Origin of the sequence: Geodermatophilus saharensis (assembly GCF_900188205.1) — a bacterium.
GTDB lineage: Bacteria > Actinomycetota > Actinomycetes > Mycobacteriales > Geodermatophilaceae > Geodermatophilus > Geodermatophilus saharensis.
This window is the reverse complement of sequence record NZ_FZOH01000004.1, coordinates 183,986-205,684: the sequence shown is the minus strand read 5'-3', so window position 1 is coordinate 205,684 and position 21,699 is coordinate 183,986. Positions and strand designations below refer to the sequence as shown.

Sequence of the window (21,699 nt, the reverse complement as noted above, 5' to 3'; positions counted from 1 at the left end):
CTGACGCCGTCCTGCCGACCCCCTGCCGACTCCCTGACGACTCCCTCCGCCTTCCCATCGGGACCTGGGTCCCTACTCCGGCCGGCGCCGCGGCCCTACGTTCCGGGAACCGGGCGCATCGAGACGAGTGGGGGACGGGATGGGCGTTCGCAGGTGGTCGACGGGAGCGGTGCTCACCGTGGGGCTGGTCCTGGCCGCGCCGGTTGCGGCGAGCGCGGCGCCACCGGAGACGACCCCGCCGACCACACCGGCGCAGAGCGGGGGTGGCTGCGCCGCGAACGGAGCGGTCATCGCGGGTGCCGCCCGGGGCGAGGAGCCGTTCGGGGAGACGGTCAGGGAGAACACCCCGATCGCTCCGCTGAACGCGGCGTTCTTCCGGATGTTCTGCACGGAGGCGGAGGACTGATCGCTCTGCCGACGCCGTCCTGACTGTCCGGGGCCCGTGCCGGCCGGGACGGCGTCAGGCGCGCTCGGCGACGGCCGCCAGCCGGTGGAGCGAGGCCTGCAGCCGGTCGGCGGTGGTCGCCCGCGCCCGCGGCAGGCGCTGCTCGTCGGTCAGCTGCGACCAGTCGTAGGTGTGCGTGACGAGGGTCCGGTCCGCGTCGATCGGCTCGAGCTCCCACCGCCAGAGATGTCCCGGCGGTGCCTGACCCGGCTCCGCGGGCCGCCACGCGATGCGCCGGCCCTCCTCGAACTCGACCACGTGGTTCTCCCGGATGTTGCCCCCGGTGAGCGTCATGGTGAAGACGTCGCCGACGGCCCGGACCCGCTGCCCGCCGGCCGCCTCGGCGAGGTTGTCGTTGCCGTCCCACCGCGGCTGCTGAGCCGGATCGGCGATCAACTCGAAGACGCGGGCAGCACCCGCAGCGATCTCCCGGTCGGCGCTGACGACGCGCGGGACCTCCTCGGAGCCGGTCATGCCGTCATGGAAGCACCAGAGAGCGCCAGCCACTGCCAGCACGGTGCTGCCCCCGCTGCTAATCTGCATGCATGCCCGTGTCGATGACCATCCGTGACGTTCCGGACGAGACGCGGGACGAACTCGCCGCTCGAGCTGCTCGGGTCGGTCAGTCGCTGCAGGAGTACGTGCGCGCACAGTTGAACGAGCTGGCCCGGCGGCCCAGCCCCGTAGACCTCTGGGACCGCGTCGAGCACCGGGTTCGGGCGACGGGCAGCCGCCTGACGTCGAAGGAGATCCTCGAGCTCCGCGACGACGACCGGAGGTGACGGTCGTCGTCGACTCCTCCGTGGTGGTCGCCGCGCTGGTGGACGACGGCACGGACGGGACGTGGGCCCGCAGCGGCCTGCGCGGGGAGATGCTCGTGGCGCCGGCTCACCTGTACGTCGAGGTGTCGAACGTGCTCCGGCGCGCGGTCCTCACCGGCCGGCTCGGGCGGGACGCCGCGTCGCTCGCGCACCGCGACCTCGTGCAGCTGCCCGTGACGGTCTTCCCCTTCGAGCCGCTGGGCGACCGCGTCTGGGAGTTGCACCACACCGTCACCGCCTACGACGCCACCTACGTCGCGCTGGCCGAGGAGCTGGACGCCGTCCTGTGGACCCTCGACCGCAGACTCACCAGGGCATCTGGGCCGCGCTGCCGGTTCCGGACGCCGGATCGCTGAGGTCGACCAGCGGGAACGGACCGTTCCGACCTGCGTCGTGGGACGGGTGTGACGACGACGTTCCGGCTCGCGGCCCGGCTGCCGATGGGGCAGGGGAGCGGCGGTCAGACCCCCGTCGCCTCGGGGGAGTGCTTCCGCATGGCTGGACGACGACGGCTCCAGGACCGCCTCGCGGTCCTCGGTGGCGCGCGGCCCGACCTGCTCGAGGCGGCGCCGGGCGCGCGGCCGCGGTTCGCCGCGCTCGGCGGTGTCCTGCTCAGCACGGGCGGCCTCGCCGTCGCCTCGGCGGCCTTCGCGCTGCACATGGCCCTCGGCGTCTGGTGGCCGTTCGCGCTGGTGCTCGGCCTGGGCTGGGGCGCCGTGGTGGTCAACCTCGACCGGATGCTGCTGGTCGGCATGGCGCACGACGCCTCGCTCAAGCGCAACCTCGCCCTCGCCGTCCCGCGGGTCGGGCTGGCGCTGGTCCTCGGCGTCGTCGTCGCCACCCCGCTGACGCTGCAGGTGTTCCACAAGGAGATCGACGCCGAGATCACCGTCATGCAGGCCGAGGCGGCCGACGCGTACCGGCAGTCGCTGGAGGCCGACGCGCGCTTCGCGGGCCTCGACGAGCTGCAGCAGCGGGTGACGCAGGAGCAGGACGTCGTCGCCACCGGCGGGCAGGCCGACCCCGCGCTGGCCGCCGTCCAGACCGAGCTGACCGCCCGGCAGCAGGCCTACGACGCCGCCCTGGCCACCCAGCGCGACCTCGAGGCGCGCGCCCAGTGCGAGCTCGACGGCACCTGCGGCACGGGCGAGGCCGGTACCGGCACCGCGTACGTGCAGGCCCGCGCCGCCGCCGACGCGCAGGCCGCCGTCGTCGCCTCCGCGCGGGCGGAACTCGACGACGCGACCGCGGCCGCCGCGGACGCCGAGTCGCGCAGCGCCGACCTCGCCGCCGCCGCGCTGGCCACCGACTCCGCCGAGCTGAACCGGCTGACGGCGGAGCTCGACCGGCTGCAGGCCGCGTTCGACGCCACCAACGAGGGCTCCGGCGGCATCCTGCTGCGGCTGGAGGCCCTCGACCGGCTCAGCGACCGCAACGCCACGCTGGCCGCGGCGAAGTTCATGCTGTCGCTGCTGTTCATGTGCGTGGAGATCCTGCCGGTGCTGATGAAGGTGCTGCTCAACTTCGGCCCGCCGACCGCCTACGACCGGCTGGCCGCGCTGCGCGACGGCGGCGACGTGGAGATCGAGCAGCTGCAGCAGCAGTCGCGGCGCACGGTGGCCGAGGCCAAGGAGGAGCTGCTGGTCATGGCCGAGCAGGAGCGCCTCGACCGGCAGAAGGCCGCCATCCGCACCCGCCACCTCGCCGCGATGGCCCAGGCGCAGGCCGACGCCGAGGAGGCCGCCCGTCCGCCGGCGCCGCGGCCCGCGCCGCCGGTCGAGGAGCCGGGGCGGCCGCTGTGGGACACCGGCCCCATCCGCCTGGCCCGCTCCGCCGCCCGCACCATCCGGCCGTCCCGGCGGCCGGGCAACCGCGTCCCGGCGTGACGGCGACCTGGGGTCCGCTGCCCGCGAGCGGTTGAAGCGTGTGCGCCGACGCTGCCTCACACGTCCCGTGGTGCGGCGTCGGCGCACACGCTCTCCAGGCCTGGCCGGGCCGCCGGTGGGCTGCGCCGGGTTGGCCGCTCGGATCCGCGAGGTCGTCGTCGGCCCCGCCTGAGTCAGCGCAACGGATCGTCGTCGAGGGACGGGAACTCGGGGACCAGCTCGTCCCAGTCGTCGGGCGCCATGCCCAGTTCCCGGCGGACCCGCCGCCGGGCGACCAGCAGGTGAGCGGCCTCCCGTGCCGCTTCGAGCGACTGGAGCTCATCGGTGTCCTCGACGTCGCCCAGGGCCCTGCGGATGCCCATCGTCAGCCAGCGGTGGGCCTCGCGCAGGTCGCCGTGCAGCTCGTAGTCCTCGCCGATGAAGAGGTAGACGTCCCCGTCGGACGGCCGCTCCCGGCGCACCTCCTCGGCCAGCGCGCGGGCGGCGTCGGCGTCGCCGGCCTGGAGGAGGGCGTGGTGCAGGTAGCAGCGCACGTCGGGCTCGACGGGCTCACCCGTCCCGACGGCGCGGCGGAGCACGCGGACGGCGTCGTGGGCGTCGCCGACCCGGACGAGCTGCTCCCCGGCGGCGACGAGCAGGTCGGCGGCGTTGACCTCGTCGCCGGCCCGCGTCCCCTCCGCTGCCCACGCCTCGAGCCGCCTCGCCACCGCTCGGCTGTCGTCCGGCGTCTGGCCCGGGTGGTGCAACGCCGCCAGGTCGTCCTGCGTGCGCGGCCTCCGCATGCGCCGACCGTAGGGCAGCCGGACGGTGGCCGGCCTCGCGCGGTCGGCCTGTTCAGCCGAGCAGGAGACGCCAGGTCGTGAAGCCGTCCCCGGCCGCGTCGCCCAGCGCTCGCCACTCGGCCGCGTCGGGATCGCCGAGCACGGCGTCGAGGCGCCGGAGCCGCTTGCGGTCACTGCCGACGAAGCGGGCGCGTTCGGCGAGCGGGTCGGACACGAGACTGGTCAGGAACGCGGCGTCGCCGCTGTGCCGTCCCCGGTCACGGTTGTCGGCCGTCCACGCGGCGGCCTTGAGCACCAGGGCGCCGAGGACGTCCGGCACCGGTACGACCGCCGACCTGGCTCCTCTGACGACGGTCAGCCGGACGGCCCGTTCCAGCGCTTGGCGACCACCCTCGACGCGGATCGTCTCGCCCCCCGCCGCCGTGCGCAGGGACCAGCGTGGTGGGGAGTGGTCGGGAGCCAGGACGTCGACGACGGCACCGTCCGCTCCCCGACGGAAGCGGTAGACCTTGCCGGAGCTGTCCGGTTGGGGCTCCAGGTCGAGTTGGCGCACCGCCTGCACGCACCGGCTCAGGCCGGCAGGGTCGGTGAGGAGATCGGCGAGCAGGTCGACGTCCTGACTGGCCCGCGTGGGCGTCCGGCCGGCGGCCAGCCCGTGCAGCATGACCATCTGGCCCCCCACGAGGACCCACCCCGACGGGTCCAGCCGTCCGGCCAGGTCGAGGACGAGGTCCCACAACCTGTCGAGCGCGCCGGTGAGCGGTGGCAGCACGACCTCCTGCGGGACACTCACCCGCGGAAGCCGGCCAGGGCCGTGGTCAGCAGGTCCAGTCCCGCACGTCGGGTGCGGACGTCGGCCGACTCGGCGAGGTCGACCGCCACGACGGCGGCCGGCATGCGGTCCCGACCGATCAGCGGCAGGTCGCTGAACCGGGGGACGCGGACGAGGAGGTTCGGCTCCCCGCGGTCGGACAGACCCAGTTCGCGGCGGAGGGCGCCGAGCGTCTGCGCCGTGCAGTACAGCTCCGCACGAGCGCCGGCGGCGACGACGTCCGCCCCGACGGCATCGGCCGCGGTGATCCCGGAGGCGAGGACTCCCTCAGCGGCCAGCACCCGGTCCCGGTAGGCCGGCAGGACGCGCATGTCACACCGATCGGCGCGCTCGCGGACGGCCGCGACCACCTGCTCGGCGTCGGAGGTCTGGAGCCGCCCTCGCAGCCGCGAACTCGCTGCCCTGTCCACCCAGGGAGCACCCTCACCGGACAGCTCCCAGAGCGTCGCCCAGGCGACCGGGGCGGACAGGACGCGGCCAGGCGTCACGGTGAGCCGGGCGCGCTCGTCGACCGCGTCCTCCGTGAGGACGAGGGTGCGGCCCACCCGCTCGGCCGGCAGTGTCCCGGTCCGGACGAGGCGGCGTACTTCCTGTGTGCTCACGCCGAGACGGGTTGCCGCCTGGTCGACCGTCAGCACGGCTGCCTCCGCTGCAGAAATGACGCGCTAGCGCATCAATTCTGCAACATCGACTCGATGAAGCCGGCTGACACGCCCGCACGGGCAGCTCTCCGGCCGACTCACTCGTTGACGTCGGCGATCCCGATGTCGTTCAGGTCGCTCAACTGTTGCCAGCCGCAGGGGGGGCGCCGTCGGCGCTCACGCTCCGCTGGCCCAGGTGGTGCAGCGCCTCGAGGTCGTCCTGCGTGACCGGTCTCCACGTGACCGCCCCAGGGCCGGATCGGACGCCTGCGACTGATCGTGGGCGCTTGCCCGGCGGGTCAGCTAGGTGCCCATGCCGTGGTCGCCTGCAGCACCGCCTCGGTCAGCGCCTCCGTACGGAGATGCGTGACCTGCTGGTACTCGGGATCGGCCACCATGCGGCTGAACGCCTCGCGGGAGGGATACCGGACGAGCAGCACGGCATCCCAGTCCTGGCCCTGCTCGGCCACGAGCGGGGTGCCGCCGTCGCCGGCGCAGAGCACCTCACCGCCGTAGCGGGGGAGGAAGGTCTCCGACAGCGCCGCGGCGTACCGGTCGTAGGACTCGCGGCCGCCCTCGGCGAACCGGAGCAGGTTGAGCATCACCACCGGCCCGCCCGGGTCCTCCTGCAGGTACCGCTTGAGGTCGGCTCCACGCGGGTCGACAGCCATGTCGCGACGCTAACAAGGTCGTCTGGCGTGCACTTCCGCGGAATTGCACGTCTCTCAGCGCCGCGCGGCGGCCAGGCGCTGCAGCGCGGCGGTGAAGCTGTCGTTCCACAGCCCGAGGTACGGCCACCGCTGGGCGACGTGCGCCGTCGCCTCCTCCACCGACATCCCCCGCTCGCGCACCAGCCAGCCGCGCAGCACCAGCCCGGTGCGGGAGGCGCCGCCGTGGCAGTGCACGAGCACGCGGTGGCCCTGGGCGTGCAGCGCGGCGAGGTCGTCGAGGACGTCGGCCAGCACGACGTCGATGTCGACGTTGTGGTTGTTGTCGGCGATGTAGGCCGTCCGGTGCAGCGTGTGCGGGAACGGCTCGGCGAGCCGGCACAGGCTGATGACGGCGAAGTCCTCGTCGCTGTAGCGGGCGCCGTCGAGGTTGCCCGCCCAGATGCCCGGCAGCACCTCCGCCGGGCCGATCTGCGGGATCACCCCGGTCTCGGCCTGGAAGAACTCCTTGCCGTCGAGCGCGGCGGCCAGCGGCAGCAGCTCCGGCAGCCGCCACACCCGGTCGCCGTGACCCGGGACCCGGCCGTGCACGACCGAGGCCCACCGCATCGGGATGCCGCCCATCCCGTACACCGCGCCGGCCAGCCCGCCGGCCACGCACGCCACCGTGTCGGTGTCCCCGCCGAGGTCGACCACCAGCCGCAGCACCTCGGCGAAGTCCCGCCCGTGCCGCAGTGCCCAGAGCGCCTGACCGAGCGTCGGCCACACCGCACCGTTGGACTCCGTCGCCATGGCCGGCTCCCACTCGGGGGCCAGCACGGTCGCCCACCGGTCCCGGTGCTCGGGCGCGACGAGCGACAGCGCGGTGGGGACGGCGGCCAGCGGGTCGCCGCCGCCGAGGGTCACCCGCAGCAGCTCGTGGAGGACGACGCAGCCCTCGCCGGCCGCCGGGTCGCCGTGGGTGAGTGCTGAGATCCGCCGGGCCGCGTCCGCGGTGGCCGCGGTGCCGAACCGGCTGAACCAGATGGCCGCCGGCGTCGTCCGCATGAGCGAGCCGTTGCCCGCCGCCCGTCCGGTGCGGGCGAAGTGGTTGGCCGCCGCGCGGTCCCACGGCAGGCCCGAGTCGAGCACCGCGCGGGTCTGCACGCCGATGTCGGGCGGGCCGGCCGCCGCCCACGCCGCGAACCGGTCGAACAGGTCTCCCTCGTCGAGCCCGCTGCGCTCGACGAGTGAGGCTGCCACGAGCAGCGCCATCTCGGTGTCGTCGGTGAACTCGCCCGGCTCCCACCCGAGCGCCCCGCCGCCGCACATCTCGGTCGCCGACCCGCGCGCAGGACCGGGGAAGCGGGCGGAGAACGCGCCGGGCGGGCCGAACTCGAACGGCGCTCCCAGCGCGTCGCCCACCGCCGAGCCGACGAGCGCGCCGGCCACCCGGTGCGAGCGGTGCAGTCCCGGTGTCACGCCCGCCAGTCTCCGACGGCGTCGTCGTCCCGCCGCCCCCCGGGTGCCATTAGCGCTACAAAGGCACCAGAGGACCGGCGCGGAGCGACCCGATTCCGGCGCGCACGTGAGACCGTCCCGTCCCGATGTACCGCTCCGACGGCTCCCTGGTCCTGAGCCTTTCCGACCTGACCCGCCACCAGGCCTGCCCGCACGTGACGACGCTCGAGCTCGCCGTCGCCGACGGCCGGCTCCGCCCGCTCGCCGAGGGTCCCGACGACCACGCCGCGCTCATCGCCGACCTCGGCACCGCGCACGAGCTGGCCTACCTCGACGCGCTCGAGGCCGAGGGGCGCAGCGTCGTCCGCATCCCGCCGCGGCTCGACGTCGCCGGCCGCCGCGAGGCCGAGGCGATGACCCTGCGGGCCATGCGCGCCGGCGTCGACGTCATCTCCCAGGCGTCGTTCTTCGACGGCGTCTGGGGCGGCGCGGCCGACTTCCTGCTCAAGGTGGCCACGCCGTCGGATCTGGGCGACTGGTCCTACGAGGTCGCCGACGCCAAGCTCGCCCGCCGCGTCAAGGTGCCCGCCCTGCTGCAGATGGCCACCTACGCCGATCGGCTCGCCGTCCTCCAGGGGAAGCAGCCCGACCGCGTCTGCGTGATCACCGGCGACGGCGTCAGCAACCCGTGGCGGCTGGTCGACGTCGCCGCCTACGCCCGCCGCGCCCGCGCCACCCTCACCGCCTTCCTCGCCGACCCGCCGCCGACCGGGCCCGTGCCGGTCGGCTACTGCAGCCAGTGCACGTGGAAGCCGCGGTGCGACGCCGAGCTGCTCGCCGCCGACGACCTGTCCCTCGTCGCCGGGATGCGCCGCGACACCCGCGAGGCGCTGCGCGCCGCCGGCATCACCACCCTCGAGCAGCTCGCCGGTGCCGACCCGGAGACGCTGCAGGCCGCCCGCATCGGCGCGGCCACCCGCACCCGGCTGCAGGAGCAGGCGCGCCAGCAGCTCGACGAGCGGCGCACCGGCGTCCCGAGCCGCACGCTGCTGCCGCCGTCGGGACCCACCGGCCTGCTCCGGCTGCCCCCGCCCAGCTCCGGCGACCTCTACCTCGACTTCGAGGGCGATCCGCACTCCGCCGACGGCGCGGGCCTGGAGTACCTCGCCGGGATCGGGGACCGCGACGGCGGCTTCACCGCGCTGTGGGCGCACGATCCCGTCGCCGAGAAGCAGATGGTGTGCGACCTGGTCGACCTCGTCCTCGACGCCTGGCGCGCCGACCCCGGCATGCACGTCTACCACTACGCCGCCTACGAGGTCAGCGCGCTCAAGCGGCTCACCGGCCGCTACGGCGTCCGCGAGGCCGAGCTCGACCAGCTGCTGCGCGCCGAGCGGTTCGTCGACCTCTATCCCGTCGTCAGGCAGTCGATGCGGATCAGCAAGGGCTCGTACTCGATCAAGAAGGTCGAGGCGTTCTACGGCCGGCAGCACATCGGCGACGTCGCCGACGCGATGGGCAGCGTCATCGCCTACGAGCAGTGGCTCGCCGACCGCGACCCCAAGCGGCTGGAGGCGATCGAGCTCTACAACAAGGACGACGTCGACTCGACCCGCGAGCTGCACGACTGGCTCGAGGAGCAGCGCGCGGAGCTGGAGCGGCTCTACGGCGGCCAGCCGCGGCCAATGCTGCCCGAGGCGACCGGCCCGGCGCCGCGGTCGGAGGCCGAGGTCGAGGAGCTCGCGCTGGTCGAGCGGCTGCAGGCGGTCGGCTCCGACCTGCTCGGCGACCTCGTGCAGTGGCACCGCCGCGAGGCGCGGCCGGGCTGGTGGGAGTTCTTCGCCCGCGCCGACCTCGACGACACCGCCCTGGTCGAGGACGGCACCGCGCTCGGCCGGCTGACCGCGCCGGTGGAGGTGGGCCAGGAGAAGCGGTCGAAGCTCTACGAGTACCGGTTCCCGCCGCAGGACACGAAGCTCTCGGTCGGGTCGAGCGCGGTCGACGTCGACCAGCGGGTGAGCGTGGGCACCGTCGTCGCGCTCGACGCCGTCGCGGGCCGGGTCGTCGTCAAGACGGCGAAGCCGCCGGTGGCCTCCCGCGGGCTCGGGCCGAGCGGGCCCATCGACGACAAGGGCATGCGGGCGGCCATCGCCGACACGGCCGAGGACGTGCTCGCCGGCCGCGACTGCCTCGGGCAGGCGCTGCTCGAGCGGCGGGTGCCCGCCGACTGCCGGCGGCTGCCGGGGGAGGAGGCCGGCGACGCCGTCGTCCGGCTCGGGCTGCGGCTCGACGGCGAGGTGCTCGCCGTGCAGGGCCCGCCCGGCAGCGGCAAGACCCGGGCGGCGTCGCGGCTGATCCGGGAGCTGCTCGACGCGGGCAGGAAGGTCGGCGTCACCGCCATCTCGCACGCCGTCATCGGCAACGTGCTGTCCGCCGTCGGCCGGCCGGCGCTGCAGAAGTGCGAGGAGAAGCAGGCCTGCGGCGCGCCGGGCGTGGAGTGGTCGAAGGACGGCAAGGAGGTCGCCGCGCGGCTGGTCGACGGCGACGTGTCGCTGGTCGGCGGGACGGCGTGGTTCTGGACGCAGCCCGACCTCGCCGAGGCCGTGGACGTGCTCGTCGTGGACGAGGCGGGGCAGTTCTCGCTGGCCAACGCGGTGGCGGTGGCGCGGGCGGCGCGTTCCCTCGTGCTGCTGGGTGACCCGCAGCAGCTGGCCCAGCCGACGCAGGGGGTGCACCCCGGCGAGTCGGGACTGTCGGCGCTGGAGCACCTGCTCGAGGGCCACCCGACCGTTCCGGTCGGTCGCGGCGTCTTCCTCGACCGGACCTACCGGATGCACCCGGCGCTGACCGCGTTCGTGTCCGACCTGGCCTACGAGGGCCGGCTTGAGTCGGCTGAAGGCCGCGACCGGATCACCGTGCGGCCCGGCGGGCTGGTGTCCGGCTCGGGGCTGGCGGTGCGGGAGGTCCGGCACACGGTGGCGTGCGCGGCGTCGTCGGCGGAGGAGGCGGCCGAGGTGGCCGCCGTGTGGCGGTCGCTGCAGGGCGTCGGCTGGGTGGACGCCGAGGGCGCGGAGCGGCCGATCGGGCCGGAGGACGTGCTGGTCGTCGCGCCGTACAACAACCAGGTGGCGCTGATCCGCTCGCTGCTGCCCGACGGCGCGCGGGTGGGCACGGTCGACCGGTTCCAGGGGCAGGAGGCGCCGGTGGTCGTCTACTCGACGACGTCGACGTCGGCCGAGGAGGCGCCGCGCGGGGTGTCGTTCCTCTACGACCTCAACCGGCTCAACGTGGCGGTGTCGCGGGCGAAGGCGCTGGCGGTGGTGGTGATGAGCCCGCTGCTGCTCGACGCCGCGGTGCGGACGCCGGAGCAGCTGCGGCAGGTCAACGCGATGTGCCGGCTGGCCGAGATGGCGCAGGTCTGACCGGGCCCGCGGGGGGACCGGAGCGGGCCTCCGGCGCGTAGGCTCCCCGCCTCGCACGGGTGACCCCCGACGGCAGCGGAGGCACCCGCGACCTCGTCGAGTTCCCCGGGGGTCCGCGCACATGACCGACCACCCCGTCCCTCCCGACCGGCACCGGCACGCCCACCGCCCGGCGCGCACCGACCGCCGCAGGCCCGTGCTCCTGGCCGCCGTCAGCGCGCTCGTGGTCGCCGCGGTCGTCACGGCGCTGCTCCTCGCCTCGTGGGACGGGCCCGAGGACGCGGCCACCGCGGAGCGGGCGGTGGCGACCCCGGTGGCGAGCACGTCGCCGGGCGCGCCGCCGAGCAGCCTGCCGGTGACGGCACCCGCTGCGACGACGGCCGAGGCGGCGGCGCCCACGCCGGAGGTCCCGCAGGAGTTCGCGGACGCCGTGCAGCGGATCGGCATCCCGCTGGACCCGCACACCGGCTGGGTCCTCGCCGAGGGGATCTGCGTCCGCCTGGGGCAGCCGGAGTACGACCAGTTCCGGATGGCCGAGGGGGTGGAGCGGCTGTTCCCCTCCGTCTCCGACGACCAGGCGCACGAGTTCGTGGCGATGGTGGCCGAGTCGGTCTGCGGGATGTGATCCCCAGGCCCACGGCGAGCACCCGAGGGACCGGCTGCCGGCCTGGAGGAGTGCCGATATCGCGATAAAGGCACTTATGGGGGCGGGGGCTGGCCGCCGAGCACGCCGGCGACCACCGCGGCCGCCTCGTGCCCGGTCCGGACCGCGGCCAGCACCGGCTCCCCGGCGCGCCAGCCGGCCAGCACCCCGGCGGCGAGGGCGTCACCGCAGCCGGTCGTGTCGCGCAGCCGCCCCTCGGGCAGCGGCGCCACCGGCACCTGCCACACACCCGCCGGCGTGAGCACCCGGGTGGGGCGTGCGCCGGTGTGCACGACGACCAGCGGCGGCGCCCACGGGGGCGGGTCGCCGAGCAGACCCAGCACCGCGGCCTCGGCGGCGTTGCAGAACAGGAGGTCCGGCCGCAGCCCGGTGAGCAGCTCGCGGTAGGCCTCGACCCCGTGCCGCTCGATCCGCGCCGCGGCCGCGACGTCGGCGCTGACCGGCACGTCGGCGTCGCGCGCGAGGGAGGCGACGGTCATCAGCGCGTCCGGGAAGCGCAGCAGGTCGTAGCCGTCCAGGTGGACGACGGCGGCGTCGGCGAGCCACCCGGCGCGGACGTCGTCCGGCGTCAGGCCGCCCTCACCCCGGTCGGTGAGCGGCGTCCGCTCGCCGTCGGGGTGGACGAGGACCGTCGACAGCGGCGCCCGGCCGCGGCGGACCACCGCCGTCTGCACGCCCCGCGCGGCCAGGCCGGCGAGCAGCGTGTCGGCGAGCGGGTCCGCCCCGGCCCACCCGGCCAGCCGCGCCGGGGTGCCGAGCCGGGTCAGGGTCGCCGTGACGTTGGCCGGCGCCCCGCCCGCCGTCGTCGTCCGCACCACCCGCTGCTGACTCCCCGCCCGCAGCGGCTCACTGAGCTCGAGCAGCTGGTCGGCGACGAGCTTGCCCACCGCCACGACCGGACCGGAGCCGGCGCGCCGGGGCCACCCGGGGTCGGTCCCGTGGTCCACGGCAACCAGGGTGCCCCGGCCGGGGAGGCCGGCCGGGGCACCCTGCCTGAGGTGCGTCAGGCGACGCGGCGGGCGCCCGCGTAGCTCGGCATCGAGTCGAGGTCGACGACGGCGACCGGCTTGCCGGCGGTCGAGGCGTGGACCATCTGGCCGTTGCCGATGTACATGCCCACGTGCGACACCGGGCTGTAGAAGAAGACCAGGTCACCCGGCTGCAGGTCGGACTTGGCCACCGCGGTGCCGAAGGTCGACTGGAGCTTCGAGGTGCGCGGGATCGAGATGCCGGCCGCCTTGTAGGCGAAGCTGGTCAGGCCCGAGCAGTCGAAGGCGTTCGGACCGGTGGCGCCGTAGACGTACGGGTCACCGACCTGGGCGAGCGCGGTGTCCACGGCGACCTGGGCCGCGGCGTTGGGGGCGACCGCCGGGGCGGCGGCCACGGTCGCGGTCGCCGTCCCACCACCCGAGTTCGCCGAGGCCGGGAGGGGCGAGAGGACGATGCCGGCTCCGGCGATGGCGGCGACGGCGATGCCGCGGAACGAGCGGCGGGTGGTGGACGTGCGTGCAGTCGTCATCGACGACGGTTCTCCTGTTCTCCACGGCCGCCTACCGGGTTAGCTGACGGGTTCGGACGGGGGAGTCGCCCGGCGCGACGGATCGCGCTCCACCCCAGGACTGCGGTGGGTCCCCGGCCCGGGTACCGGCTCTCGTGCCGGTGCCCGGTTCGGCGTGTCCGGCGGGTGTCACACAGGGCGTGACGGAGGACCCTGGCCGGACCGCGACGACGGTAGGGAGGGGTCCCGGACCCCTCAACCGGACCGGGGGTCCGCCACGCCCGGACCGGCTCCCGGGACTTGACACCGGTCGCGAGACGGGACACCGGCTCCGACCAGCACGGACACCGGGATCCCCGCCGTCCTCCCGCCGACGCGCCGTCGCGGACACGCCGGGCGGGAAGAGAAAGGACGCAACGGTGCGTCTGCACGCGCCGTCAGCGGCCCGCCACGCACGGGGGAGCCCAGGCGCCGGGATCCCCACGGTTGCACCGCACGTTGACGGGGCACCGGACAGGCAACCGACAGAGGAGGACCCCGTGGGGATGTTGAGGAAGCTCGTGGCTTCGGGTGTCGCCGCCAAGGTGGTGCAGGAGCTCCAGAAGCCGCAGAACCAGGCCAAGATCAAGCAGTTCATCCGCGACTACCAGAGCAAGAACAAGAAGCGCGGGACGAGCGGTCGCGCCTACTGAGCCACACCGCTCCTCACGCCCCCCGTCCCACACCCGGGACGGGGGGCGTGGTGCGTCTCCGGACCACCCGCGGGTCGGGGGCGACCGGTGGGGACGTAGTGAGTCATGAGGACGACTCGGTTCCGGCTTTTGCCAGTTCCGACACGAGAGCGTGTCAGGGTGCCACCGTCACGCCCGGAGGCGACGCGGCACGTCGTGAGTGCAGCCATCCTCCGCCCCGGGCTCTCACCCTCGGGGGATGTCATGACCTACTCTCCGCCGGTTCCGCAGCAGCCCATGCCGGCTCCCGCCCCGGCCAAGAAGCCGTTCTACAAGAGGGCCTGGTTCATCGTCCTCGCGGTGATCGCCGTCATCGCCATCGTGGCGCCGAAGGGCGGCGACTCGTCGGGTGACTCCTCCACCAGTGGGGACGCGGCGACGACCGGCGGTTCGGCCCCGGCTGACGGTTCTGCCGCACCGGCCGACGAACCGGCCACCTCGGGCGAGTCGGCAGCCGACGAGGCGAGCGTCGGCATCGGCCAGCCCGCCCTCGACGGCGACTTCCAGTTCGTCGTCAACGGCGTCGACTGCAGCCAGACCTCGATCGGGAGCGAGTACCTGAACGAGCAGGCGCAGGGCCAGTTCTGCATCGTCGACCTGGCGGTCACCAACATCGGCAGCGAGGCGCAGAGCTTCCTCGGTGACAACGCCAAGCTCTTCAACGCGGAGGGTCAGGAGTTCAGCGCCGACACCGAGGCCGCGTTCTACCTGCCGGAGTCCTCGTCGCTGTACGAGGAGATCAACCCCGGCAACACGCTCGCCAGCAAGGTGGTCTTCGACGTCCCGGCGGGCATGGTGCCCAGCTCGATCGAGCTGCACGACTCCATGTTCTCCGGCGGCGTCACGGTCGCCCTGGGCTGACCACGACACCACTGCAGGGGGTTCCGCCGTGCCGGCGGGACCCCCTGCAGTGATTCCGGCTGAAGATCACGGTCGGCCGGCGTGGGGGACGTCGACCTCCGTGGCCAGCAGCACCGCCTCTCGGGCCGGCGCGCGGTTGTGCTCGAGGAAGTCCGGCGCCGCGCACATGAGCAGCGTCCGGCCGTCCTCGCCGCCGAGCATGCAGGCGAACACGCCCAGCCCCTCGGGCGCGGCGACGGCGTCGAGGATCTCCCCGCCCTCGGCCACCCGCACGACGCGGCCGCCCACGGCGTCGGCCGCCCAGACGCGCCCCTCGGCGTCGAGGGTGCAGCCGTCGGGCGCGACGACGAGCTGCGCGAGCGCCTCCTCGGTGGTGCGCCCGGTGACCTCGGGGCCGAGGGAGGCCCACACCCGGCGGTTGGTGAGCGAGCCGTCGGGCGCGAGGTCGAACGCGGTGTAGCGGTTGCCGAAGCTCTCCCCGACGAGGAGCGTGCCGCCGTCGGGGGTGATCACCGAGCCGTTCGGGAACCGCAGCCCGTCGGCGGCCACGGACACCGTCCCGTCGGGGTCGACCCGCTTGATCGACGCGGCCGTGGGCGTCCCGCCGCCCATGAGGTCGAAGCCGAAGTCGCCGACGAAGACGTGCCCGGCGTCGTCGACCACGAGGTCGTTGAGGTGCCCGCCGCAGTGCTCCGAGAGGTCGGCGTGGGGCGTCAGCGACGAGCCGTCCCACCGCAGCAGCTCGTGGGTCCTCATGGAGACCACGACCAGGGACCCGTCGGGCAGCCAGCCCAGGCCCGAGGGCTGCCCGGGGACCTCGAACTGCACCGTCTCGTCGCCGTCGGCGGTCACCCGGCTGACCGTCCGCCGGTAGAAGTCCGACACCCACCACGTGCCGTCGTGCCAGCGCGGGCCCTCGAAGAACCCGCCGCCGGTCAGCACCGTCCTGATCGCGCGCTCGGCCATGAGCCACCGTAGGGCCCGGGGAGGACTCAGTCGCCCTTGACGTTGACCACCTGGCGCAGCGTGTGCCGGATCTCCACCAGGGCGGCGGCGTCGGCCATGACGACGTCGATCGCCTTGTAGGCGTCCGGGTGCTCGTCGAGGAACGCGTCGGAGCGGCCCCAGGCGATGCCCGCCATGCGCCGGTCGAGGTCGGCCCGGCTGAACTGCTTGCGCGCGGCGGTCCGCGAGAACGCCCGGCCGGCACCGTGCGGCGCCGACGTCAGCGACTCCGGGTTCCCCCGGCCGACGACGACGTAGGACGCCGCGCCCATCGACCCCGGGATCAGCCCCCACTGACCCCGCCGCGCCGAGATCGCCCCCTTGCGCGACAGCCACACCTCGCGGCCGGCGTGGGTCTCCCGCTCGGTGTAGTTGTGGTGGCACTGCACCACCTGCTCGCGCCGGACCTCCTCGGTGAGGAACCGGGAGACCTGCTCGGCGACGCGGTCCATCATCTCCTCGCGGTTGAGCGCGGCGAACCGCTGCGCCCAGTGCAGCGCCTCGATGTAGGCGGCGAACTCCGGCTCGCCCTCCTCGAGGTAGGCGAGGTCGCGGTCGGGCAGGTCCGTGCCGGCGCAGCGGTCCCGCGCCACCCGGATGTGCCGCTGCGCCAGCCGGTTGCCCACCCCGCGCGAACCGGAGTGCAGGAACAGCCAGACCCGGTCGGCCTCGTCGAGGGAGACCTCGATGAAGTGGTTGCCCGAGCCCAGCGACCCCAGCTGCAGCGGCCAGTTCGAGGCCGCGCCGTCGGCCTGGTCGGCCCCGGGCATCGCCCGCAGTTCCTCCGCGCGCACGGCCGCGGTGTCGCGGAGCTTCCGGTTGTACCGGCCGGCCGACAGCGGGATCGCCCGCGCGATCTGCCCGTGCAGCGTCGCCAGGTTCCGGCCGCGGACGTCGTCGCCGGTGAACTGGGTGCGGACCGCCATCATCCCGCAGCCGATGTCCACCCCGACCGCGGCCGGGATGATCGCCCCGTCGGTGGGGATGACCGAGCCGACCGTGGCCCCCAGCCCCAGGTGCGCGTCGGGCATGAGCGCCACGTGCGGGTGGATGAACGGCATCGAGGCGGTGCGCTCGGCCTGCTCCCGGGTGGCCGGCTCGAGGATGGACGCCCAGTTGAGCAGGCGTTCGGTGATCTGCTCCATGGTCCTTCTTCTTCTCCTGTGCGGGGCCCGGTCCCCGCGGTGCGTCGGTGGGCCGGTGCAGCGGACGCGCTCGGCTCGCGCGCCGCGAGCCGATTACCCCGACGCCGGTCCGCGGACCCCGCCGCACGGTCGCGGTGGTGAGCGAACGGCTTGGGAGGCGCGGTCACCGCCGGTAGCGTCGTCCTCCCCAGTCGTGACCGGGACGAGCGAGGCGACGGGCGCATGGACGGGTCTCCCGACCGCTCGCGGGGCACCACCCTCGGCGAGCGCCTGCGCCGGGAGCGCGAGCGGCTGTTCACCGGCCGGGAGCGGGAGCTGGCGGCCTTCCGGGCCGCCCTGTCCGACGACGCCGTCGCGCTGCTGTTCCTGTGGGGTCCCGGCGGGATCGGGAAGTCCGCGCTGCTCGACCGGTACGCCGAGACCGCGCGCCGCGAGGGCGCCCGGGTGCTCCGCCTCGACGGCCGCGACGTACCGGTGTCGTCGGAGGGCGTCGAGGCCGCGCTGCGGCAGGCGCTGCACCTGCCGGACGACGCCGACCCGGTCACCGCACTCGCCGAGGGGCCGCGACCGGTCCTGCTGGTCGACACCTACGAGCGGCTGGCCCCGCTCGACCCCTGGATCCGGGAGTCGCTGCTGCCGCGGCTGCCGGGGGACGCGCTGGTCGTCGTCGCCGGCCGCGACCGCCCCGCGGCCGGGTGGACCGCCGACCCCGGCTGGCACGGCCTCGCCCGCGTGCTGCCCCTCGACCCGCTCTCACCCGCCGAGGCCCGGGCGTTCCTCACCGCCCGCGGCCTGCCGCGCGAGCGGCACGAGCAGGTCCTCGCCTTCGGCCGCGGTCACCCGCTCGCGCTGGCCCTGGCCGCCGAGGTCGACGGTGACGGCGACGGCGGCTGGGAGGCCGGCGCGGCCGACGTCGTCGCGCGGCTGGTGGAGCGCTTCGTCAGCACCGTCCCCGGCCCGGACCACCGCCGCGCCCTGCAGGTGTGCGCGCACGCCGAGTCGACCACCGAGGAGCTGCTGCGCGCCGCCCTCGACGTGGACGACGCCGGCGCGCTGTTCACCTGGCTGCGCGGCCTGTCCTTCGTCACCCAGGGCCGGTCGGGACTGCACCCGCACGACCTCGTGCGCGACGTCGTCGACGCCGACCTCCGCTGGCGCGACCCCCGGGCCCACGTCGAGCTCAACTGGCGGGTGCGCCGGCACGTGGTGGGGCGGATCCTGCGCAGCCGCGGCACCGAACTGCTCCGGGCCGTCCACGAGCTGTACTACCTGCAGCGCAGCGAGCCGTCGTTCGCCCGCTACCTGCCGTGCGAGGACACCGACTCGGTGTGGGAGGACCGGCCGCGCCCGGGAGATGCCGAGCGGCTGCTCGCGCTCGTCGAGCGCGCCGAGGGACCCGCGAGCGCGGCCGTGGCGCGCTTCTGGCTGGCCCGCCGGCCCGAGGCCTTCCGGGTCTACCGCCCGGCCGGCCGCACCGAGCCGGTCGCCGTCGGCGCCTGGCTGCTGCTGGACACCCGGGACGACGACGAGGTCCGCGCCGATCCCGTGGTGGCCGCCGCGTGGGCGCACACCGACCGCGCCGGCCCGGTCGGCCCGGGCGAGCGGATCGGCATCGCGCGGTTCCTCGAGGACCCCGACCGCCACGAGCGCCCCTCGCCGGTCACCACCCTCATGTCGGTGCGCACCTCGGCGGGCTGGGTCGCCGACGGCGCGGCGTGGACGTTCTGCACGTTCCGCGACGCCGACCTCTGGACCCCGCACTTCGCGCACGTCGACCACGCCCGGGCCGTGGACGCCGAGGTCGGCGGGCGCCGCGAGACCCTGTTCGCCCACGACTGGCGGGCGCGGTCGGTGCGGGCGTGGTTCAACGTGCTGGGCCAGCGCCTCGTCGGCGGCTCCTTCGACCCGGCGGCCGCCGCGGCCGCGCCCCTGCCCGCGCCGCTGCTGGACGAGGCCGCCTTCACCGCGGCGGTGCGGGCGGCCCTGCGCTCCCTGCCGCGGCCGGAGGCCCTCGCCGGCAACCCGCTGCTGGGCTCCCGGCTGGTCCGGGGCCACGAGCCGGCCGTGCACCGCCTCGTCGACGTCGTCGGCGAGGCGGTCGACGCCCTGCGCCGGGAACCGGACGGCGACAGGCTGTACCGCGCCGTGGACCGGACGTACGTGCGGCCGGCGCCCACCCAGGAGCGGGCCGCGGAGCTGCTCGGCGTCCCCTTCAGCACGTACCGGCGTCACCTCGCCGGGGGCGTGCAGCGGGTCGCCGCGCGGCTGTGGCAGCAGGAGCTCGACGCCCGGTCCGCGGCGTGCCGCGGCCGGGCGGGCACCGGTGGGCAGGGGTGAGCAGTCGGCGGGCTGGTGGGTGAGCACCGCCCGGCGGCACCGTCCCTGGCGTCGGACTCGAGGGGAGAGACACATGGTCCCGACGTCGCTGCTGGCCGCCGAGACGGCCGAGCGCTACACCCGTGCCTGGAACGCCCACGACGGGGCGGAGGTCGCCGCCTGCTTCGCCGAGGACGGCACCTACCTCGACCCCACGCTGCCCGTGCCACTGCCCCGGGCGGCGGTCGCCGGGATGGTGGCCGGCCTGGTCGCCGCCTTCCCCGACCTGGTCTTCGCCGGTGAGGACCTCGCCGTCGACGGGAACCGGGTGTTCGCCCGGTGGCGCCTGCAGGGCACCAACACCGGCCCGTTGCCGGGGCTGCCGCAGCCGACCGGAGCCCGGTGCGACCTGCCCGGGATCGACGTCATCACCGTCGACGACACCGGCATCACCAGCGTCGTCGGGTACTTCGACCAGAAGACCTTCGCCGAGCAGCTCGGGCTGCGCGCGCTGGTCGTGCCCGGGGACGCACCCCCGGTGCGGTTCGGGTTCTCCGCCCGCACCGAGCTCGGCCGCACGCAGGTGCCCGGCGCCCTCGCGATGACCACCATCGCGGTGCGGGAGGGGGAGGAGGACGAGCTGAACGCCCGCACCGGTGCGATCGTCGAGGCCCTCGCGGGCGACCCGGACTTCCTGGGGATCGTGGCGACCAACGGGTCCGGCCGGGGGCACACCTTCACCGCCTGGGCGAGCCCCGAGGCGGCGGAGCGCGCGGTGGCCGCCGCCCGGCCGCACCGGGACGCCGTGGCGCGGGTCGAGGACGGCTTCGGCACCGGCGGCTCCACCGGCATCTGGGTCCCGCACCGGCTCAACCCGCAGTGGGCGCGGTGTCCCGGCTGCGGTGGGCGGGTGCGCTTCCCCGCCGGCGCCGCGACCGCCGCCTGCCGCTGCGGTGGCGAGGTCCGCGTGTCCGCCTACCTGTGAGGGCGCCGCTCCCAGGGCGGACCCCGGCGTGCCGTTTCCGTTCCGCCGCCGTCGGGCAGCCCGCTTGGGAGCGGCCCCACAGGGAGGACGAGGACATGCAGGTCGGACTGAAGCTCGCCACCGAGGCCTTCGGGCCCCAGGAGGTCATCCGCCAGACGGTGCGGGCCGAGGAGGCCGGCTTCGACTTCGTCGAGATGAGCGACCACTTCCACCCGTGGCTCGACACGCAGGGGCACAGCGCGTTCACCTGGTCGCTGCTGGGCGCGATGGCGGCGAGGACCGAGCGGATCGGCCTGGTCACCGGCGTGACCTGCCCGATCATCCGGTACCACCCGGCGGTCATCGCGCAGGCCGCGGCGACGGTGCAGATCCTCTCGGGCAACCGCTTCACCCTCGGCGTCGGCGCCGGCGAGCGGCTCAACGAGCACGTCGTCGGCCAGGGCTGGCCGGCCGTGCACGTGCGCCACCAGATGCTCACCGAGGCGCTGGAGATCATCAAGCTGCTCTGGCAGGGCGGCTACCAGACCTACGAGGGCAGGCACCTGCAGCTGGAGGACGCGCGCGTCTTCGACCTGCCCGACGAGCTGCCGGTGATCGCCGTGGCCAGCGGCGGGCCGAACGCCAGCCGGCTGGCCGCCGAGCACGGCGACGGGCTGTTCGCCACCGAGCCGCGCGAGGACCTCGTCGCCGCCTACCGCGACGCCGGCGGCGACGGGCCGCGCTACGCCGAGGTGCCGATGTCGTGGGCGCGGGACGAGGAGTCCGCCGTGCAGGAGGCCCTGGAGAAGAGCCGCTGGGCGCTCACCGGCTGGAAGGTCATGAGCGAGCTGCCCAACCCGGTCAACTTCGACGCCGCCAGCGCCACGGTCAAGCCCGACGACATCCGGCAGCGGTTCTCCTGCGGCCCTGACCCGGAGAAGCACCTGCAGCAGGTGCAGCCCTACCTCGACGCCGGCTTCGACCACATCGTGCTGCAGAACGCCGGCCCCGACCCCGACGGCTTCATCGACGCCTGCGCCGGGGGGCTCCTCGAGCAGGTCAGGAACCTGAAGGCCTCCTGACGACGGCGGCGGCGCGGTGCGTCAGTCGCCGTCGAGCAGCCGCAGCGACGGGCGCGAGGACAGCCGCTTCTCCAGGCTGACCCGGTGCCGGCCCTCGGCGTCGCGGCGGAAGGACAGCGAGTCCACCAGCGCCTGCATGAGCCGCACGCCCGCGCCGCCGTCGCCGTCGAGCCCGGCCCGACTCTCGGCCTCGGCCCGGTCGAAGCCGGACCCGTCGTCGACCACCGTGATCCGGCACAGGCTGTTGTCGATCGCGACCGACACCTCGTACTCGGCGTGCTCCCCGGCGTGCTGGACGACGTTGGCGCAGGCCTCGGTGAGCGCCAGCGTCGTCTCCTCGACCACCGGCCGGGCCACGTGCAGGTGGTCGAGCGCCTGGCGGCACAGCCCCCGCACGAACGGCACGCTGTCGACGTCGACGGGCAGCCGGACGGTGAACGAGATGTCCACGCCGAGCCCCCCTCTCCGACGCCGCGTTACGCTCCCTGGGTCCGTG

22 protein-coding genes and 1 riboswitch are annotated in these 21,699 nt (G+C 75.0%); of the genes, 11 read left to right on the top strand and 11 right to left on the bottom strand.

The features are described 5' to 3' along the window. Positions 1-139 precede the first annotated feature (139 nt). Entirely contained in the window at positions 140-406 is a 267-nt protein-coding gene (locus tag CHC04_RS12335) for a hypothetical protein (protein WP_141233780.1), read from the top strand. A 54-nt stretch (positions 407-460) separates the two neighbouring features. Here CHC04_RS12335 and CHC04_RS12330 read toward each other — a convergent pair whose 3' ends face one another. Then, the gene (locus tag CHC04_RS12330; protein WP_089404226.1) at positions 461-919 is read right to left on the bottom strand and encodes an SRPBCC family protein; all 459 of its coding nucleotides are present in this window, start codon (positions 917-919) and stop codon (positions 461-463) included. Between the two features lie 71 nt (positions 920-990). Between CHC04_RS12330 and CHC04_RS12325 the strand changes: the two genes are divergently transcribed. The 3 genes from CHC04_RS12325 to CHC04_RS12315 all read left to right on the top strand — a co-directional run bounded on the left by CHC04_RS12325 (position 991) and on the right by CHC04_RS12315 (position 3,152). Then, on the top strand, positions 991-1,227 hold the full coding sequence (locus CHC04_RS12325; protein WP_089404225.1) for a FitA-like ribbon-helix-helix domain-containing protein: 237 nt from the start codon (positions 991-993) through the stop codon (positions 1,225-1,227). Then, positions 1,224-1,622, top strand: a complete 399-nt coding sequence (locus tag CHC04_RS12320) for a type II toxin-antitoxin system VapC family toxin (protein WP_089404224.1) — start codon at positions 1,224-1,226, stop codon at positions 1,620-1,622. Before CHC04_RS12325 ends, CHC04_RS12320 begins: the two co-directional genes overlap by 4 nt. A 138-nt stretch (positions 1,623-1,760) precedes the next feature. Continuing rightward, on the top strand, positions 1,761-3,152 hold the full coding sequence (locus CHC04_RS12315; RefSeq protein ID WP_089404416.1) for a DUF4407 domain-containing protein: 1,392 nt from the start codon (positions 1,761-1,763) through the stop codon (positions 3,150-3,152). Positions 3,153-3,325: 173 nt separating this feature from the next. Here the strand turns inward: CHC04_RS12315 and CHC04_RS12310 are convergent, their stop codons facing one another. The 5 genes from CHC04_RS12310 to CHC04_RS12290 form a co-directional block, all read right to left on the bottom strand. Then, positions 3,326-3,934 carry a tetratricopeptide repeat protein gene (locus tag CHC04_RS12310; protein ID WP_089404223.1) on the bottom strand — a complete coding sequence of 203 codons (609 nt, stop codon included), beginning with the start codon at positions 3,932-3,934 and terminating at the stop codon, positions 3,326-3,328. Between the two features lie 52 nt (positions 3,935-3,986). Further along, positions 3,987-4,727, bottom strand: a complete 741-nt coding sequence (locus tag CHC04_RS12305) for a hypothetical protein (protein WP_141233779.1) — start codon at positions 4,725-4,727, stop codon at positions 3,987-3,989. Continuing rightward, positions 4,724-5,404, bottom strand: a complete 681-nt coding sequence (locus CHC04_RS24565; protein ID WP_281252229.1) for a helix-turn-helix domain-containing protein — start codon at positions 5,402-5,404, stop codon at positions 4,724-4,726. The genes CHC04_RS12305 and CHC04_RS24565 overlap by 4 nt, the downstream gene beginning before the upstream one ends. A gap of 302 nt (positions 5,405-5,706) precedes the next feature. After that, positions 5,707-6,078, bottom strand: a complete 372-nt coding sequence (locus CHC04_RS12295; RefSeq protein ID WP_089404220.1) for a DUF1330 domain-containing protein — start codon at positions 6,076-6,078, stop codon at positions 5,707-5,709. 54 nt (positions 6,079-6,132) lie between these two features. Next, positions 6,133-7,536, bottom strand: a complete 1,404-nt coding sequence (locus CHC04_RS12290) for an ADP-ribosylglycohydrolase family protein (RefSeq protein ID WP_089404219.1) — start codon at positions 7,534-7,536, stop codon at positions 6,133-6,135. Positions 7,537-7,661: 125 nt separating this feature from the next. On the opposite strand from CHC04_RS12290, the gene CHC04_RS12285 reads away from it, so the two are divergent. Continuing rightward, entirely contained in the window at positions 7,662-10,937 is a 3,276-nt protein-coding gene (locus tag CHC04_RS12285) for a TM0106 family RecB-like putative nuclease (protein ID WP_089404218.1), read from the top strand. Between the two features lie 121 nt (positions 10,938-11,058). Further along, positions 11,059-11,562, top strand: coding sequence for a hypothetical protein (locus tag CHC04_RS12280; protein ID WP_089404217.1), 504 nt, complete (start codon positions 11,059-11,061; stop codon positions 11,560-11,562). A gap of 74 nt (positions 11,563-11,636) precedes the next feature. On the opposite strand, the gene CHC04_RS12275 is transcribed toward CHC04_RS12280, so the two are convergent. Continuing rightward, positions 11,637-12,548: a carbohydrate kinase family protein gene (locus CHC04_RS12275; RefSeq protein ID WP_176449973.1), complete on the bottom strand. Its 912-nt coding sequence runs from the start codon at positions 12,546-12,548 to the stop codon at positions 11,637-11,639. A 56-nt stretch (positions 12,549-12,604) separates the two neighbouring features. Then, complete coding sequence (locus CHC04_RS12270; RefSeq protein ID WP_089404215.1) at positions 12,605-13,120, bottom strand: C40 family peptidase; 516 nt, start codon at positions 13,118-13,120, stop codon at positions 12,605-12,607. A gap of 12 nt (positions 13,121-13,132) precedes the next feature. Beyond that, positions 13,133-13,285, bottom strand: a riboswitch (cyclic di-AMP (ydaO/yuaA leader). Positions 13,286-13,659: 374 nt separating this feature from the next. On the opposite strand from CHC04_RS12270, the gene CHC04_RS25290 reads away from it, so the two are divergent. Further along, positions 13,660-13,791 carry a hypothetical protein gene (locus tag CHC04_RS25290; protein WP_281252228.1) on the top strand — a complete coding sequence of 44 codons (132 nt, stop codon included), beginning with the start codon at positions 13,660-13,662 and terminating at the stop codon, positions 13,789-13,791. Positions 13,792-14,034: 243 nt separating this feature from the next. Continuing rightward, positions 14,035-14,691 (top strand): DUF4352 domain-containing protein, encoded by a 657-nt coding sequence (locus CHC04_RS12265; RefSeq protein WP_176449972.1) that lies wholly within the window; start codon positions 14,035-14,037, stop codon positions 14,689-14,691. A gap of 66 nt (positions 14,692-14,757) precedes the next feature. Here the strand turns inward: CHC04_RS12265 and CHC04_RS12260 are convergent, their stop codons facing one another. Then, the gene (locus CHC04_RS12260; protein ID WP_089404213.1) at positions 14,758-15,657 is read right to left on the bottom strand and encodes an SMP-30/gluconolactonase/LRE family protein; all 900 of its coding nucleotides are present in this window, start codon (positions 15,655-15,657) and stop codon (positions 14,758-14,760) included. 26 nt (positions 15,658-15,683) lie between these two features. Next, the gene (locus CHC04_RS12255) at positions 15,684-16,841 is read right to left on the bottom strand and encodes an RtcB family protein (RefSeq protein WP_089404212.1); all 1,158 of its coding nucleotides are present in this window, start codon (positions 16,839-16,841) and stop codon (positions 15,684-15,686) included. A 222-nt stretch (positions 16,842-17,063) separates the two neighbouring features. On the opposite strand from CHC04_RS12255, the gene CHC04_RS12250 reads away from it, so the two are divergent. The 3 genes from CHC04_RS12250 (at position 17,064) to CHC04_RS12240 (ending at position 21,203) form a co-directional block, all read left to right on the top strand. Continuing rightward, positions 17,064-19,178, top strand: a complete 2,115-nt coding sequence (locus tag CHC04_RS12250; protein WP_089404211.1) for an ATP-binding protein — start codon at positions 17,064-17,066, stop codon at positions 19,176-19,178. Positions 19,179-19,251: 73 nt separating this feature from the next. Then, positions 19,252-20,142: an ester cyclase gene (locus CHC04_RS12245; protein WP_089404210.1), complete on the top strand. Its 891-nt coding sequence runs from the start codon at positions 19,252-19,254 to the stop codon at positions 20,140-20,142. 95 nt (positions 20,143-20,237) lie between these two features. After that, entirely contained in the window at positions 20,238-21,203 is a 966-nt protein-coding gene (locus CHC04_RS12240; RefSeq protein ID WP_089404209.1) for a TIGR03557 family F420-dependent LLM class oxidoreductase, read from the top strand. Between the two features lie 21 nt (positions 21,204-21,224). Here CHC04_RS12240 and CHC04_RS12235 read toward each other — a convergent pair whose 3' ends face one another. Further along, positions 21,225-21,653 carry an ATP-binding protein gene (locus tag CHC04_RS12235; RefSeq protein WP_089404208.1) on the bottom strand — a complete coding sequence of 143 codons (429 nt, stop codon included), beginning with the start codon at positions 21,651-21,653 and terminating at the stop codon, positions 21,225-21,227. Positions 21,654-21,699 lie beyond the last annotated feature (46 nt).

What these genes read in the sequence shown, in the direction of transcription:
- CHC04_RS12265 (WP_176449972.1), top strand. Translation starts at nt 14,035, where the DNA reads ATGACCTACTCTCCGCCGGTTCCGCAGCAGCCCATGCCGGCTCCCGCC.
- CHC04_RS12315 (WP_089404416.1), top strand. Translation starts at nt 1,761, where the DNA reads ATGGCTGGACGACGACGGCTCCAGGACCGCCTCGCGGTCCTCGGTGGC.
- CHC04_RS12270 (WP_089404215.1), bottom strand. Translation starts at nt 13,120, where the DNA reads ATGACGACTGCACGCACGTCCACCACCCGCCGCTCGTTCCGCGGCATC.
- CHC04_RS12240 (WP_089404209.1), top strand. Translation starts at nt 20,238, where the DNA reads ATGCAGGTCGGACTGAAGCTCGCCACCGAGGCCTTCGGGCCCCAGGAG.
- CHC04_RS12335 (WP_141233780.1), top strand. Translation starts at nt 140, where the DNA reads ATGGGCGTTCGCAGGTGGTCGACGGGAGCGGTGCTCACCGTGGGGCTG.
- CHC04_RS12255 (WP_089404212.1), bottom strand. Translation starts at nt 16,841, where the DNA reads ATGGAGCAGATCACCGAACGCCTGCTCAACTGGGCGTCCATCCTCGAG.
- CHC04_RS12295 (WP_089404220.1), bottom strand. Translation starts at nt 6,078, where the DNA reads ATGGCTGTCGACCCGCGTGGAGCCGACCTCAAGCGGTACCTGCAGGAG.
- CHC04_RS12260 (WP_089404213.1), bottom strand. Translation starts at nt 15,657, where the DNA reads ATGGCCGAGCGCGCGATCAGGACGGTGCTGACCGGCGGCGGGTTCTTC.
- CHC04_RS12310 (WP_089404223.1), bottom strand. Translation starts at nt 3,934, where the DNA reads ATGCGGAGGCCGCGCACGCAGGACGACCTGGCGGCGTTGCACCACCCG.
- CHC04_RS12245 (WP_089404210.1), top strand. Translation starts at nt 19,252, where the DNA reads ATGGTCCCGACGTCGCTGCTGGCCGCCGAGACGGCCGAGCGCTACACC.
- CHC04_RS12280 (WP_089404217.1), top strand. Translation starts at nt 11,059, where the DNA reads ATGACCGACCACCCCGTCCCTCCCGACCGGCACCGGCACGCCCACCGC.
- CHC04_RS12285 (WP_089404218.1), top strand. Translation starts at nt 7,662, where the DNA reads ATGTACCGCTCCGACGGCTCCCTGGTCCTGAGCCTTTCCGACCTGACC.
- CHC04_RS12325 (WP_089404225.1), top strand. Translation starts at nt 991, where the DNA reads ATGCCCGTGTCGATGACCATCCGTGACGTTCCGGACGAGACGCGGGAC.
- CHC04_RS12330 (WP_089404226.1), bottom strand. Translation starts at nt 919, where the DNA reads ATGACCGGCTCCGAGGAGGTCCCGCGCGTCGTCAGCGCCGACCGGGAG.
- CHC04_RS12250 (WP_089404211.1), top strand. Translation starts at nt 17,064, where the DNA reads ATGGACGGGTCTCCCGACCGCTCGCGGGGCACCACCCTCGGCGAGCGC.